Annotated in this window: 10 protein-coding genes; 4 read left to right on the top strand and 6 right to left on the bottom strand. The window is 43.6% G+C overall.

The annotated features are described in order from the left end of the window. Positions 1-124 precede the first annotated feature (124 nt). On the bottom strand, positions 125-1,060 hold the full coding sequence (locus FFM73_RS11030) for a zinc ribbon domain-containing protein (protein WP_137631760.1): 936 nt from the start codon (positions 1,058-1,060) through the stop codon (positions 125-127). A 21-nt stretch (positions 1,061-1,081) separates the two neighbouring features. Next, a complete protein-coding gene (locus tag FFM73_RS11025; protein WP_137631759.1) occupies positions 1,082-1,315 on the bottom strand; it encodes a zinc-ribbon domain-containing protein in 234 nt (77 codons plus the stop codon). Between the two features lie 220 nt (positions 1,316-1,535). On the opposite strand from FFM73_RS11025, the gene FFM73_RS11020 reads away from it, so the two are divergent. Beyond that, positions 1,536-2,090: a TIGR01440 family protein gene (locus FFM73_RS11020; protein ID WP_137631758.1), complete on the top strand. Its 555-nt coding sequence runs from the start codon at positions 1,536-1,538 to the stop codon at positions 2,088-2,090. Between the two features lie 159 nt (positions 2,091-2,249). Here the strand turns inward: FFM73_RS11020 and FFM73_RS12815 are convergent, their stop codons facing one another. Next, positions 2,250-2,387 carry a hypothetical protein gene (locus FFM73_RS12815; protein ID WP_171001283.1) on the bottom strand — a complete coding sequence of 46 codons (138 nt, stop codon included), beginning with the start codon at positions 2,385-2,387 and terminating at the stop codon, positions 2,250-2,252. A 179-nt stretch (positions 2,388-2,566) separates the two neighbouring features. Between FFM73_RS12815 and FFM73_RS11015 the strand changes: the two genes are divergently transcribed. Genes FFM73_RS11015 through FFM73_RS11005 form a run of 3 tightly spaced genes read left to right on the top strand, consistent with a single transcriptional unit; the run spans position 2,567 to position 7,163 of the window. Then, positions 2,567-4,300 carry an ABC transporter ATP-binding protein gene (locus FFM73_RS11015; RefSeq protein WP_137631757.1) on the top strand — a complete coding sequence of 578 codons (1,734 nt, stop codon included), beginning with the start codon at positions 2,567-2,569 and terminating at the stop codon, positions 4,298-4,300. After that, on the top strand, positions 4,300-6,192 hold the full coding sequence (locus tag FFM73_RS11010; protein WP_137631756.1) for an ABC transporter ATP-binding protein: 1,893 nt from the start codon (positions 4,300-4,302) through the stop codon (positions 6,190-6,192). Before FFM73_RS11015 ends, FFM73_RS11010 begins: the two co-directional genes overlap by 1 nt. 11 nt (positions 6,193-6,203) lie before the next feature. Further along, complete coding sequence (locus tag FFM73_RS11005) at positions 6,204-7,163, top strand: hypothetical protein (protein WP_137631755.1); 960 nt, start codon at positions 6,204-6,206, stop codon at positions 7,161-7,163. 118 nt (positions 7,164-7,281) lie between these two features. Here the strand turns inward: FFM73_RS11005 and FFM73_RS11000 are convergent, their stop codons facing one another. From FFM73_RS11000 to FFM73_RS10990, 3 genes are all read right to left on the bottom strand, one after another. Next, positions 7,282-9,984 (bottom strand): MBG domain-containing protein, encoded by a 2,703-nt coding sequence (locus FFM73_RS11000; RefSeq protein WP_137631754.1) that lies wholly within the window; start codon positions 9,982-9,984, stop codon positions 7,282-7,284. Between the two features lie 138 nt (positions 9,985-10,122). Further along, on the bottom strand, positions 10,123-12,063 hold the full coding sequence (locus tag FFM73_RS10995; protein ID WP_171001282.1) for an MBG domain-containing protein: 1,941 nt from the start codon (positions 12,061-12,063) through the stop codon (positions 10,123-10,125). A 334-nt stretch (positions 12,064-12,397) separates the two neighbouring features. After that, positions 12,398-13,249, bottom strand: coding sequence for a methyltransferase domain-containing protein (locus FFM73_RS10990; protein WP_137631752.1), 852 nt, complete (start codon positions 13,247-13,249; stop codon positions 12,398-12,400). Between the last annotated feature and the right edge of the window lie 308 nt (positions 13,250-13,557).

Below are 13,557 nucleotides of genomic sequence, written 5' to 3'. Positions count from 1 at the left end.
AAATAGTGTAGTGTCCTATTTGCGTGTTCAAATATAATAATGGTATAGAAAAAGGAGTTGAAAGGCAAACTGCCTATCAACTCCAAATATCGTAGCACCGTTAAATTTTATTATATCAATTTACTTAATCATCCACGTGCCAGTGAATCTTCAACTGACACTGAACCAGCTGACCATTTTCGTAACGATAGGGTTCAATATCCGTTTGGCCATCATCGTGGTCAAACTTAATATTCCAGTAATTACCCTTGTGATAAACAATTTCCCACTGACCCTTTAAATCATTATTATTCGTGTCTTCACCTTTGTAGGTCCCATCATCATTAAATTCCCAGGTACCTTCGCTACTGCGCCAGTCACCAATTAAAATATCATCATCAGTGTTATCGTTTCGCAACGATTTATCGTATGAGTAGTCCGTTGAACCACCGTTATCATCGCTGCTGTCATTATTGCTATCACTGGTTTGATCACTATTATTATTTTGCGGTGCCGGTGTCTGGGCAGCGGTTGTCTGAGGCGCTTTAGCTTTTAGACTGACCGTATTATCCAGCTGCTTATAGATATCAGTTACTGGCAAAACTTTAGTGATACTCTGACTGCTACCAGAAACGTTCCCCATCACCTGCAGGCTATAGCGACCTGGAAACAGATCATTAACTGTATACCCACCACTAATGGGTTTAGCCGATAAGGAATCCCCATTGTTAGTCACCGTGGCATCCTTAACGTTCGTTTTAATCATCAACCCAAATGCTTTAGCCTGCAAGACATACCGGTTAAATAAGAAATAGTGCCCGTCTTTGACCAGTTGGAATGGGGCTTGACTGCTATTCTGCGTTTTAACCGCCTGTTTAATCGCCGCTCTGGAGCTGGCATCACCCTCATAAAGTGATTGGAGCGGTTTAACAGCATTCCCGTCAACTTTTTGACCATTATCATCTACTACTGCGGTCGCAATGTCGTCATCATCCGTAGACGTCACCGCGGTTGCTAGTCGACTTGCTTGATTGGACTTACTGTAATACCACGATCCGCCAACGAAACAGATCACTAACACGACAACGATTCCGCCAATGATTCAAGGCCAGCGCTTGCGTGGTTTACGCCCCGCTACGCGTTTCTCCTGCGCCGTCCGTGGCTGTGATTGACTGCCCGTTGTGTGCGCTGTCACCGTTGGTTTAGCGCCTGATGCAGCCGATTTAGCTTGTTCTGCACGAAAAGTTTTTAGATCAAACCCGCATTTACCGCAAAATTCGTCCGTTGCTGACACCTCAGCACCACAATTAGGACAGTACTTCAGTTCTTCTGGCATCCCTAAATCCCCCTAAGCATTTGCTTATCGTTATACAATTTTTAGCTCATAGTAATAATGTACCATTATCTCAGACGACAAACCACTGAAAATGGCATTAAACTGCATTTTATGCCTGCTTTTAGTCACTTTCTAAGCCCTCCTAATTGTAATTCACTTCCTATGAAGGTATGATAGAAAAGTAATTCTACATATGGATTGAAAGGAGTAAAAAACGATCATGACTTCAGATGACATTAAGACCTCATTAACAACTGCCCTCAATGAATACTTTGATCAAGTGACCTTGCCTGAAAACGGCCTGTTCGTCCTTGGTTTTAGTTCTAGTGAGGTAATGGGCGCATGGATGGGGCAAAACTCCAATCAAGCAGTTGGCGAAACGGTGATCAGCACGTTACTGCCAATTCTCAAGAAACACCATCTTAATTTAGCAGTTCAGGGCTGCCAGCACATCAACCGAGCACTATTACTGGAAAGAGCAGTTGCTGTTCGCCGAGACTATGAAATCGTCTCTGTGGTACCGCAACTGCATGCTGGTGGTGCTGGTCAAGTGGCTGCTTATAAAGCCTTCAAGGATCCGGTAGAAGTGGAACGGATCGTTGCCGATGGCGGCATGGACATTGGGGACACCCAGATTGGGATGCACGTTCGCTGGGTTCAAATTCCAGTAAAAACGTCTGTCAAAGAAATCGGTGCTGCTCACACCACGTTCTTAACGTCGCGGCCAAAGCTCATTGGTGGTCCGCGGGCGATTTATGAATGGCCGGAGAATTAGCAGATCTATTACGCTTTTAAAACCACTTTAATTAAGCTAAAACACACTACAGGCTGGTAAGTACCGGCTGTGTCAGATGAAAAAACATGATTCTCAACCAAGAACTGGCTGACGATCATGTTTTTTCAATCTGGTGCAAAACGTCCGTTAACCCACGCTTTATTTTTGATGTAACTGATAACTCACCTGATAGGATTCAATGCCATGCGTCTCAAAAGCGTCTTCCAAGATCTGCGCAAACTCGTTAATATCAACCGATTGAGGTAGGTGAATCACCACGTCATTTTCATCTGTCATTATCAGACACCCCCGTTTTAGTTATTTCTATTATACGAACACACGTTCTAAAATGCAACTTAAAATTACAGTTCTGCAACATCTCGTAAAAAAGCTTTTTTGACGTGGTATATTGACAAATAGGTGTACAATTATCTATTACATATCATTATTTTACATATTTGAAAGGAGATTCTCCAATGCTCAAAATTGCCAAGGGTCGTGTCTCCTATCTCGCCGTTCTCGGTGCGATTATATTCATGACCATTCAGGTTATCGCTAACCTGAACCTGCCGAGCTTAACCTCTGATATTGTGAACAACGGGGTTGCTACAGGTAATATCAGCTACATCTGGAAAGTTGGTATGAAAATGATAGCGTTTTCGCTACTGAGTATCGTTGCTGCCATCTGTAACGTTTATTTGGCTTCGACAACGTCACAAAAGTGGGGTCAAAACCTCCGTAGTGATATCTATCGTAAAGTCATGAACTTATCAACTGATGAGTACGATCAAATTGAAACGTCATCGTTGATTACTCGAACCACCAACGATGTGGTCCAAATTCAAAACGTTGCTATTATGATGTTGCGGATGATGATCATGGCGCCCATTATGCTGATTGGGGCCAGTTTCTTAGCCTACAGCAAAAATCACACCTTGACCTTGGTCTTCTTAGTTGCACTTCCGCTGTTAGTTATCTTCATGGGAATCGTCTTGAAATTTGCTGTACCAATGTTTCAAGCGATGCAAACTAAGACCGACCGCATTAACCGAATTTTTCGTGAAGGGCTGACCGGTGTCCGGGTCATTCGAGCGTTTCGTCAAGATCAGTTTGAACAGGATCGTTTCGAAGACGCGAACGTGGATTACACCCAAAATGCCATTAACGTCAACACCTTGTTAGCACTGGCACTTCCTATTATGACGCTGATCATGAGTGGGACTAACGTGGCCATCATCTTATTTGGGGCGCATTTAATTGGTAATCAGGCCATGCAAGTAGGTAATTTAATTGCCTTTATGACGTACGCCATGCAAATTCTGATGAGCTTTATGATGCTCTCCATGGTTTTAATCTTTATTCCACGGGCCCAAGCGTCTGCTAAACGGATCCAGCAGGTATTCGACCTGCGTTCCACTATGAAGATTGCTGATAAGCCTCAGACATTAGCTGCTGAGACCACTCACAGCCTGGAATTCGACCATGTTGCTTATCGCTATCACAATGCTGAAAAGCCTGCGCTAACCGACGTTGATTTCAGTGCTAAGAGCGGTCAAACGGTGGCCATCATCGGTGGTACCGGTTCTGGTAAATCAACCTTGATCAACTTGATTCCCCGTTTTTATGACTTGGAAAAAGGGCAGATCAAAATTGACGGTATCGATATTACCCAACTGGCTCCGGAAAAATTGCGAGACGCCGTTTCGCTAGTCCCGCAAAAAGCCACCCTATTTACTGGGACGTTACGAGAAAACATGAAGTACGGGAAATCAGACGCCACCGATGATGAAATCTGGCACGCTCTAGAAATTGCCCGGGCTCGTCAATTCGTCGAAGATGATCCTGCTGGCCTTGATATGTTTGTTGAACAAGGTGGCGGTAACTTTTCTGGCGGTCAACGGCAACGGCTGGCAATTGCCCGAGCGCTGGTCAAACAATCCGCCATCTACATCTTTGATGACTCCTTCTCCGCTTTGGACTTTAAGACCGATGCTGATTTGCGTGCGGAACTGCGGCAAGATGCGCATATTCAAAAGAGCATCACCGTCATCGTGGCGCAACGAATTGCCACTGTGGCCGATGCCGATTTGATTTTAGTTCTGGATAACGGTCAATTGGTCGGCAAAGGAACCCACGATGAACTCAGAAAGACGAATAAGATCTATCAAGAAATTATCAAGTCACAGATCAGAAAGGGGGCTGATGAATAATGGCTGATTCTAAGTCTAAAACAACCACTCGCCCTACCCATATCGGCGGCCCCGGTCGTGGACCTGGTCATGGTCACGGCCTCGTAGAAAAACCGAAGAATTTCTGGGGCACGACTCGGCGTTTGATGAGTTATATGTCCGACCGCATCGTTGGATTGATTCTGGTATTGATTTTCGCAATCACCAGCGTTATCTTTCAAATTCGGACACCGAAAATACTGGGTCAAGCGACTACCGAAATTTTTAAAGGTGTCATGAAGGGCCAGTCGCAGCAAAAAGCTGGCTTCAATATTGCCCATCTTCCCATCAACTACGGTAAGATCATCCACATTATTATTATTGTTGGGCTCATGTACCTCGCCTCAGCCGTCTTCAGTTTTCTGCAGCAATGGATCATGACGCGGATCTCACAACAGACGGTCTACAAACTGCGGAAAAACATGAAACAAAAGATGCGGGTCGTCCCAATTCGTTATTACGATACTCACAGTAACGGGGACATTATGAGCCGTGCCGTGAACGATATGGATAACATTGCCAACACCTTGCAGCAAAGTTTAACGCAAGCTGTGACGTCAACCGTGACCTTTATCGGGACGTTATGGATGATGCTGACCATCAGCTGGAAATTAACGCTGATCGCGCTGATCACCATTCCACTTAGCTTGATTATCGTCGGTATCGTCGCACCTAAGTCGCAAAAGTTCTTTGCCGCACAGCAAAAGAGTCTGGGCTTGATGAACGACCAAGTCGAAGAAAACTATGCTGGTCAACAAGTCCTGAAGAGTTTTAATAAGGAAAAAGACACGATTGAATCCTTTGAGAAACAAAATAAAGTCTATTATCAATCTGCTTGGAAAGCCCAATTCATTTCTGGTATTGTCATGCCATTAATGATGTTTCTCAACAACATTGGCTACGTCTTCGTTGCGGTAATTGGTGGTATTTCAGTCGCTAACGGGAACATCACCCTTGGTAACGTGCAGGCCTTCCTGCAATATACCAACCAGTTCTCACAACCGATTTCACAGCTGGCTAACCTGATGAACACGATTCAATCCACCATGGCGTCCGCTGAACGGGTCTTCGAAGTCCTGGACGAAGCTAACATGAAGGATACATCAAACAATACGCCCGTTAAGCAAACGAACAATTTACTGGAACTGGATCACGTACAGTTCGGCTATGAAGACGAAGCGCTGTTGATGAAAGACTATAACCTAACTGTCAAACCAGGCCAGCAAGTTGCTATCGTTGGGCCAACTGGTGCTGGTAAAACAACGATCATCAATTTGCTGGAGCGCTTTTACGATGTCAACGGTGGCGCCATTTTGTTAAATGGCCAAGATACCCGCAACATGGATCGTGAAAAATTACGTTCGCACTTCGCCATGGTGCTTCAAGATAGCTGGCTATTTACGGGGACCATCTTCGACAACATCAAATATGGTAAGGAAAATGCCACTAAAGAACAGATTCTCGATGCAGCCAAAGCAGCTCACGTGGATGAATTTGTCCAGAAATTACCCGATGGTTATCAGACTGTTTTAAACGAGGATGCCTCTAACATTTCTCAAGGGCAGCGGCAATTAGTCACGATTGCCAGAGCCTTCGTTGCCGATCCTGAAATCTTGATTCTCGATGAAGCAACCAGTTCCGTTGATACCCGAACTGAAGTTCAAATTCAGCACGCCATGGGCCAGCTGCTTAAAGGCCGGACGAGTTTCGTGGTCGCTCACCGGCTATCAACCATTCAAAATGCTGATAACATTATCGTTATGAACCACGGGGCAATCGTCGAAACTGGGACTCATGAAGGCCTGCTCAAGGAGGGCGGCTTCTATGCCGATCTGTATAACAGTCAATTTACTTCAGGCATCTCATTTAGTTAGGAGGACGTATGATGAGAAAATTTAGTTTGATTTTATCAGCAGCCGCCCTACTTAGCTTGATGCTTGCGGGATGCGGTAAGCCATCATTAACGGTGGCGCATCAGCATTACACACCAAGTGGCATGACGGCGGTGATTAAGGGTCACAGTAATCAAAAGACCGTCCACTATCAGATCAATAATGGGTCGTCGAAACAGCAAACTGTCAACGGTGGCGGCTATGCCATCACCTTACCGGCTAAGCCCTACAAACAGACGATCAAGCTGACTGCAGGTGGCCAGCGCGCTTCAACTGAAATCGCCAAAAGTCCTGCCATCATGAGTTACAATAAGTTCAAAACCGCTTATAACCAGGCGCTGATGGCAACCGCCCTCTCCAAAAAAGATCAGGCAACTGCCATGCAGTTACAAAAACAAGGCGCGCAGCTCAAACAACAGGAAGTGCAACTGAAGGCGAAAACTAAGGCGGCTCAGGCCAAGCTAAAAGCTGGCGATATGTCAGCTCAAACAACATTAGTCACTGTTGCTAAACAAGGCGCTCAACTGCAGGCTAGTGGCGCTAAATTGAAACAGACACAGGCTGCACTGGCTCCTGCGCTGGCAAAAGCGAAAAAACAAGTCGCCAATAAAACCATTACGGCTAAGGCACGCACGGGTGTTTATAATCTGAAGACTACTTCAACAGCCACTGTCCGCGGTAACGTTGACGGCAAGCAGCTCATTGGGGCAACGCTGATGGTGCCCACGTCTTCTTTGAAGTCCAAGAAAGCAGCTCGGACATTTATGACTGAACTGGCTGTCTTAACTGGTAGCACGGGCGCTAATACCCAAACTGTTTTGAAGGGCTTTGCAAACAAAGCAAATAAAAAGAACAGCCAGCAAACAACTACCAGTACCATTCATTCTAAAGGCATCGACTTTGACCTCGGTTATTCTACATCGACGCTATATATTTACGTCACGCACCACTAGTTGAATCGAGTGAATTAATATAAAAATGACGTCATTCCAAAACTTCGGAATGACGCCATTTTTTAAATCTTGTTAAGTTGATAATCAAATCAACTGACAGTTAATTCTAATTCATAACTTACTTATCTTCTTCGCGTTTCTTACCCTTAGCAAGGCCAAACAAACTCAAGACACTCATTAGACCAAGACCAAGCATTGCCCAAACACTTGTATTTTGTTCATTGGTTTGTGGTAATTTAGCTGTTTGTGCATTAGCCGCATTACCCTGACTTGATCCCGTTACGTTACCCGTTTCAACACCGGTAACATCACCTAATTGCTGAGTACCCAGCTGCTGAGCACGGTTAGTCGTTGCGTTGGCATACGCACCATTGACAGCAGTGCCACGATTTGTTGAGGTTACGACCTGGCCATTCTTAGTCGGAACCACACGATTATTATCAGTTGTGGTAGTTGTGGTGTCAGTCGTATCCGTCGTGTTACCTGTTGGATTAGTCCCAGGTACAGTCGTGTTATTGTCAGTGGTGGTCGTGGTTGTATCAGTATCATCACCGGTTGGAGTGGTTACTGGTGTTGTCGGCGTAGTGGTATCGTTATCCGTTGTTTGCGTTGTAGTATCAGTCCCACCTGGTTGGGTGTTATCCGTGTAAACGTGGATACCGGGACCTGGAACACCTGGCTGCGTGTAATCGTAGTAATCATCGGTGGTTACGGATGGCGCATCCGTTGGAACCTGAGTTCTAGATTGAATACCGTCACCAGGTTCTCCTGGTTGAGTGTAATCATAGTAGTCGTCTGGTGTTACTGACGGTGCATCTGTTGGAACTTGTCCCTTACTGTAAACGTGAATACCATCAGTAGTCTGACCTGGTTGAGTGTAATCATAAAAATTATCGTTATCCGTTGCAGGCGCATCCGTTGGTACTTGAGTTCTAGCAGCGTAGTAATAAAATGTATCAGATACTGGCGTCCCAAGTGCAGTAATATCATTAGCATCAAGATCTGTTAGTGGTGTCAGCGTAATTCCTTTAACTGTATCAAATTGCGGGGTATAGGTAGTCGTACTATTAATCGTACCATCAGTCGTATTAACCGTTATTGGTTGAACGGGAATGTCCGCGAAATCGTTCTGTGGTGTTGCCGTGTATTTTTCAGTAACATCATCTTTATCAACATTCCAGATCACTTTTTGGGTAATCGTTTTAGGTAAATTACTGTCATCAATACCACCGATACCATTATTTGACGCAACTTTGAAGTGAATATCACGCGTACCCACTACAGTAGAAGCAGTGTGCTTGTGGGTTAAATGAACTACAAGGTTGTCACTACCATCTTCGGTTAACGTTGTTGTCATTTTTGAACCATCTGTAATTGGCGCAACTGGTAGATACCCATCCGGTACTGCTACGGTATATGTTACGTTATCGCCAACAAAGCCATTAATTGTAACGGGTGAATTTAGTATTTGACCTTGGCCATTATCATCGTCAACATAATCCACATCAGCAGTTGCTTTTTGGTAATAGACGACATCAACTGAAGCAAGAGATGCAAAGGTACCAGCTTGATCAGCCGTAATTTTTGGGGTTTGCCCAAACTTAATTAATGAAGTAGTTGGGTTCCTATTTTGATCAATATCTTTATTATACAGATTTGCAACTGCATCACCGGCTTTAGTACCGCCTAGACCAGCAGCTAAAACATACAGTGTTGATGGTTGGCTACCATCGGTATAAGTGGTGATTTCTGCAAATGTATTACCCTGTTTATCTATAATATAGGTTGCTTTTTTAACACCCTTGTTACCAGTCGTAGCATAGTTAAAGGTAATTTGCGCTAATTGATCTGTTGGATAACCATCAACCGCTACGTTAACACCCGATTCAGTTTTAGCTTCACCGAGTTGCACATTTTGTTGTGGCGCAAGCTGATTACCAGCTGTATCTTCGACGTTGACTGGTATGTTCAACGGCGTAATCGTCAAGGTACCAGCATTAGCAATCTTATTGTCAAACAAGTAATCAGGGTTAAGCATTGCTAACTTAGCGATACCCTGTTTTGATAAGGTTACGCTGTATTGACCAACCGCTGTTCCTACTGCTGTGGAATCTATATCACGAGAAGCAGTTGTAATCGTATACGTACCGTCAGTATTCTTCGTCCAAGTTTCTGGCACTGCATAACCCGCTGGTACTGATACTGTATAGGCATCTGGTTTGCTATTATTCCAAGTCTGCGCTTGATTCTGCACTTGAACTTGGTTAGCTGCTATAGCAGTATCAATCACGTGTTTATACTTAACAGTATATGTTTGACCTTCAGCCACTTTTTCAGTGCCATCTAACGTTTGAGGGGTGGCTTTAAATGTTTGATCAGTTACGAGGCTGCTAGGATCTAGAACATATTGGACTTTTCCATCAGTATCTTTTATGGTCGTTGGTACGACTGATAATGCATTATAACCATCACCAACTTGACCTTGAATAGTAACAGGGTTGGCAACTTGATTACCATTAACATCTGTCAAATTATACGTATCCTTCACTGGAATATGAACAATGGTAAATTTTCCGCCCCACAGATAAGCGTAAGGATTGGTAGCAGTATTAGCATAGGACTCCTTTAAAGTGACGGCGTTGGTTAGGCCTAAAGCAGTAGCAACTTGATCATTATTTGTATAATCACCGCCATAATTCAATTTATAGGATCCTTGAGTAAAGGTTGGCGTGTCGGTAGCATACAAAATGGCATTATCGTTAGCATCAGGTTGGTTGCCCCAGTGACCATTAGTGACATTGGTAACGTCAGGATCAATCATTACCGAAATATTGTAGGCACCCTGATAATGCGTATAATCTACTGATCCAAATTGAACTGCAAAGGCTTGGCGACCCTTATAGTTGTTTAATTGAGTAACTTTAAAGTCTGTATAAGCCAGGCCATTAGTAACTGCTTGCTATAATTGCGGCTGAACTTGATTTGCGATAGCCGTGGCTGGATCATCAGCTTTAGTATAGACAGTCGTTGTCTTACCATCTACCGAATTCGAAGTAGCAGTCGCAATTGTAAGGCCGGCAGGTACAATGACAATATTAGTAAAGTTATTTTGTTTTTCAGAGGTAGTACCAAAGAAACTTAATGACATATCGAAACCAGCGCCATTACTGAAAACTGGATTAGCTTTATTGTCTCCTTCTTTATTGACTATTTCATTTAGACTTGCAAGGCCACCACCAAAATTAGACAAATCACGAACTGGTAAACTAGTGTCATTAGTCACAAATACCTTCCCAGCCTGAATATTGGTAACAGCTAATTGTTTATCTGGATTGGCAGCGTTTAAGTTATTCAGTGCCGCTGTCGTTAAGTTAACGGTATAAGTACCAATTTTAGTATTATCCACAGCACTAATATCAAAGTAGCTTATTGGGACGTTGTAGACTTCACTATCTTGAGCAATATTGTTATAGTTAACGGTCCAATCAGTGGGTACCGTTTCAGTTCTAGAAACACCTACCGTCAGCGTTGTTGGCAACACAGCATTAGGTGCAATTCCAGCAACACCAATATTTAATTTAGTATTATCCTGTATCTGAAAGCCACCGGAAGTGACCTTGTCAGCGGTAATATCATAATTAGCATTAAGTGCGTTTAATTTTTGCAGGCCAGCATTAGAAAGTGTGACTTGATAGTCGCCAGCTGTTTGACTGGTAATAGCAGTATCTAAGTCACCAGAAGCGACATTGACTTTGTAAGTGCCATCCGTGTTTTTAGTCCAATCATTAGGCGCTACTATTCCAGCATCTAATTGAACGTTATAGCTCGTTGGGTCGGTGGTAGCATCGTTATCGTATGGCTTAGCTGCTGCTAAAATTGCCACTGTACCGGTTGGTACCGGTGCTTTAGTAATGGTTAATTTTCCAGCGGTCACGTCAGCTGCACTGACCGTCAGATTCTTCTGCTGATTAGCGGCAACTGCGTTTAATTTTTGTAATCCCGTAGCACTAAGCGTAATATCATATGAGCCCACGTTTTGGCCGACCTGACTGAGATTCAAATCAGTTGGGTCAACTAAGTATTGATTGATGGTATCTGTTACATACCAACCTTGAGGCGCTGTTAAATTATCTGAAAGTTCAACTGCGTAGTTGGCTGGTGTATCGGTTTTACCATCATAAGTTTTAGTCGTATTTTGAACGGTAACATGCGTTGCTTCTACTGGTGCCGGTTCTTCTGTACCAGAAGTTGCGACAACGGCTTGCGGCTTACCAGTTGCTTGGTAGGCCTTGGCAGCAGCTGCCTTAGCTTGGTCGATCGTACTTTCGTTATCGACATTGCCTAAATCGGTTGTTTGAACATCGTTAGTTACAGCTGCATGAGTTGCATCCGTTTTCGGTGCTGCCGCTGTATTATCAGCAGCTGGCGTTTCACCAGTGCTGGTTGGTGTCGCATTTACATTTGCTGTTTTGGTTGAAGCATTATTAGTTGTTTTCGTATCTTTATTAACATTATTATCTGTATTTACATTTGTGTTTGCGTTATTGGCATCCGCAGCTGGATCAGTCGTAGCTGTATCCGTTGCCGGCTGCCCATTTGTATCCGCTTTCATACCAGCTTGATTAGCATCATTCGCCTGCACGTCACTATTAGCCGTGTTAGTTGCTGGTAAACTAGTCTGAGCAGCAGGTACAGTTGCTTGTTGACTCGTTGGTGTCGCGTCCGTTGCTGCATGGACGTCTTGTTGATCACCTAACGCAATCCCCGCACCTAAAGAAACCGTCAGCAAACCGGCAAATAGCCAAATTCGACCGACTTTATACATTTTAAAATGTTCTTTAAGCTGTGATGAGTCTTCTAGTAATCTCCGACGCTTTTGTTGCATAGTTTGCTTTTTCATTTTACTCAAATCCCCCTGAATTGCCTGACTGCCGCATCTCTCCATAAGACACGTCCATTAAATACTGGCTGCTAATCTCCAAATTATTAGTCCAATATTGTTTTCTCCTAAACACCTTTATTCTAGCATGTTTTACGCAAATTACTAGACATTAGGCACAAATAACCTTTAATTTTAAAATGGAAGTGTTACAATGTGTTTGTTATACAACCCTTTAATATACAAGCTAAATTTATGGGGTATATCAATCAGCAATTAAATAAATCAGTATACTAATAAAACGAAGCTGAATTTCTGATTTAAGAAATTCAGCTTCGTTTTATTGTCTGTTTATTTAAATGCTTCTAGTCACCACGCCAACTTCAAAATCAGCGGTGATCTTGGTTAATCCTTGTTCAAGAATTTCATCCTTACGACCGGCAGCCTGCCAAGTCAACGGTGTCATTTCAAACAGTGCCTTAAACAATTCCGGGGTTAATTTGAATTCATAATGGACCGGTGTAAAGTCCACGTGACCGTAATGTTCAATAAAGTTTGACTTTACTGGTGTATTATCATAAGTCGCATGCTGCCCTTCTGGATAGACCAGTGCTCGCAGCTCTTTCAAATACTCATGATTAGGAATAACTTTAATCAGTTTACCGCCGGATTGTAAAACCCGGTCAAATTCTTGGTAATTCGCCGGCGATAAAATGTTGACAATGGTCGTCACTTGCTGATCTGCAAATGGCAACTGGGCTAGATCCCCCACCATGAACAGTGGCTGCGGATCATTGACCACACCAGAACCCGCAATATTAATCGCCGGTTTTGAGATATCTAATCCAACATAGGCATCGTTAGTGTTCTGCTGGACTAACCACTTAGTCGTCGTGCCTTCACCGCAGCCGGCATCGAGCACTAGCCCACCGTGGTGAATTTGCTGAACGACCGCTTGCAGCATCGGTTCAAAGAAACCGGCCGTCAGCATTTGCCGCCGATAGCGCAGCATTTCATCCGTATATTCGGTTTTTACCGGCGCGTTGATCATAAACAACGTGCCCTTTTTGGAAATATCAAAACTGTGACCGTTCTCGCATTGAACCGTGGCATCAGTCACAGCAGTAATCTCACCGCCGCAAACGGGACACTGAAACTGCTGTTGATGCTGTGACACAAACTGACTCGTTAACTCTGTCTTGTTCACGATAACCCTCCGTTACGCAATGTGTTTTGGTTTAATTTTAACAGCAAACGCTAGTAAATACGAGACGGTTAAGAACCCCGTAAACCAAATAAAGATACTAAAACCAAGACAAGCAATAAGATCACTGGTTTAATCAATAGATCATGCTAATCATCCGTAAGCACACTATAACCGGACGTATTGAAACACAAAACGGACTTCCTCATATTTGAGTTAGTCCGTTTTTGTATTTCATTCAGTTACTAATTGCTGATCAGGTTCATAATTCCACGGTAAACAAGCCTCCAATTGCGCTTCTTTTGGGAAAG

It is taken from the genome of Secundilactobacillus hailunensis (genome assembly GCF_005405185.1).
GTDB classification, from domain to species: domain Bacteria; phylum Bacillota; class Bacilli; order Lactobacillales; family Lactobacillaceae; genus Secundilactobacillus; species Secundilactobacillus hailunensis.
The sequence above is the reverse complement of the archived record's forward strand: the minus strand, read 5'-3'. Positions and strand labels throughout refer to the sequence as shown.

What these genes read in the sequence shown, in the direction of transcription:
- FFM73_RS11025 (WP_137631759.1), bottom strand. Translation starts at nt 1,315, where the DNA reads ATGCCAGAAGAACTGAAGTACTGTCCTAATTGTGGTGCTGAGGTGTCA.
- FFM73_RS11000 (WP_137631754.1), bottom strand. Translation starts at nt 9,984, where the DNA reads ATGATTGATCCTGACGTTACCAATGTCACTAATGGTCACTGGGGCAAC.
- FFM73_RS11015 (WP_137631757.1), top strand. Translation starts at nt 2,567, where the DNA reads ATGCTCAAAATTGCCAAGGGTCGTGTCTCCTATCTCGCCGTTCTCGGT.
- FFM73_RS10995 (WP_171001282.1), bottom strand. Translation starts at nt 12,063, where the DNA reads ATGAAAAAGCAAACTATGCAACAAAAGCGTCGGAGATTACTAGAAGAC.
- FFM73_RS11020 (WP_137631758.1), top strand. Translation starts at nt 1,536, where the DNA reads ATGACTTCAGATGACATTAAGACCTCATTAACAACTGCCCTCAATGAA.
- FFM73_RS11010 (WP_137631756.1), top strand. Translation starts at nt 4,300, where the DNA reads ATGGCTGATTCTAAGTCTAAAACAACCACTCGCCCTACCCATATCGGC.
- FFM73_RS11005 (WP_137631755.1), top strand. Translation starts at nt 6,204, where the DNA reads ATGAGAAAATTTAGTTTGATTTTATCAGCAGCCGCCCTACTTAGCTTG.
- FFM73_RS12815 (WP_171001283.1), bottom strand. Translation starts at nt 2,387, where the DNA reads ATGACAGATGAAAATGACGTGGTGATTCACCTACCTCAATCGGTTGAT.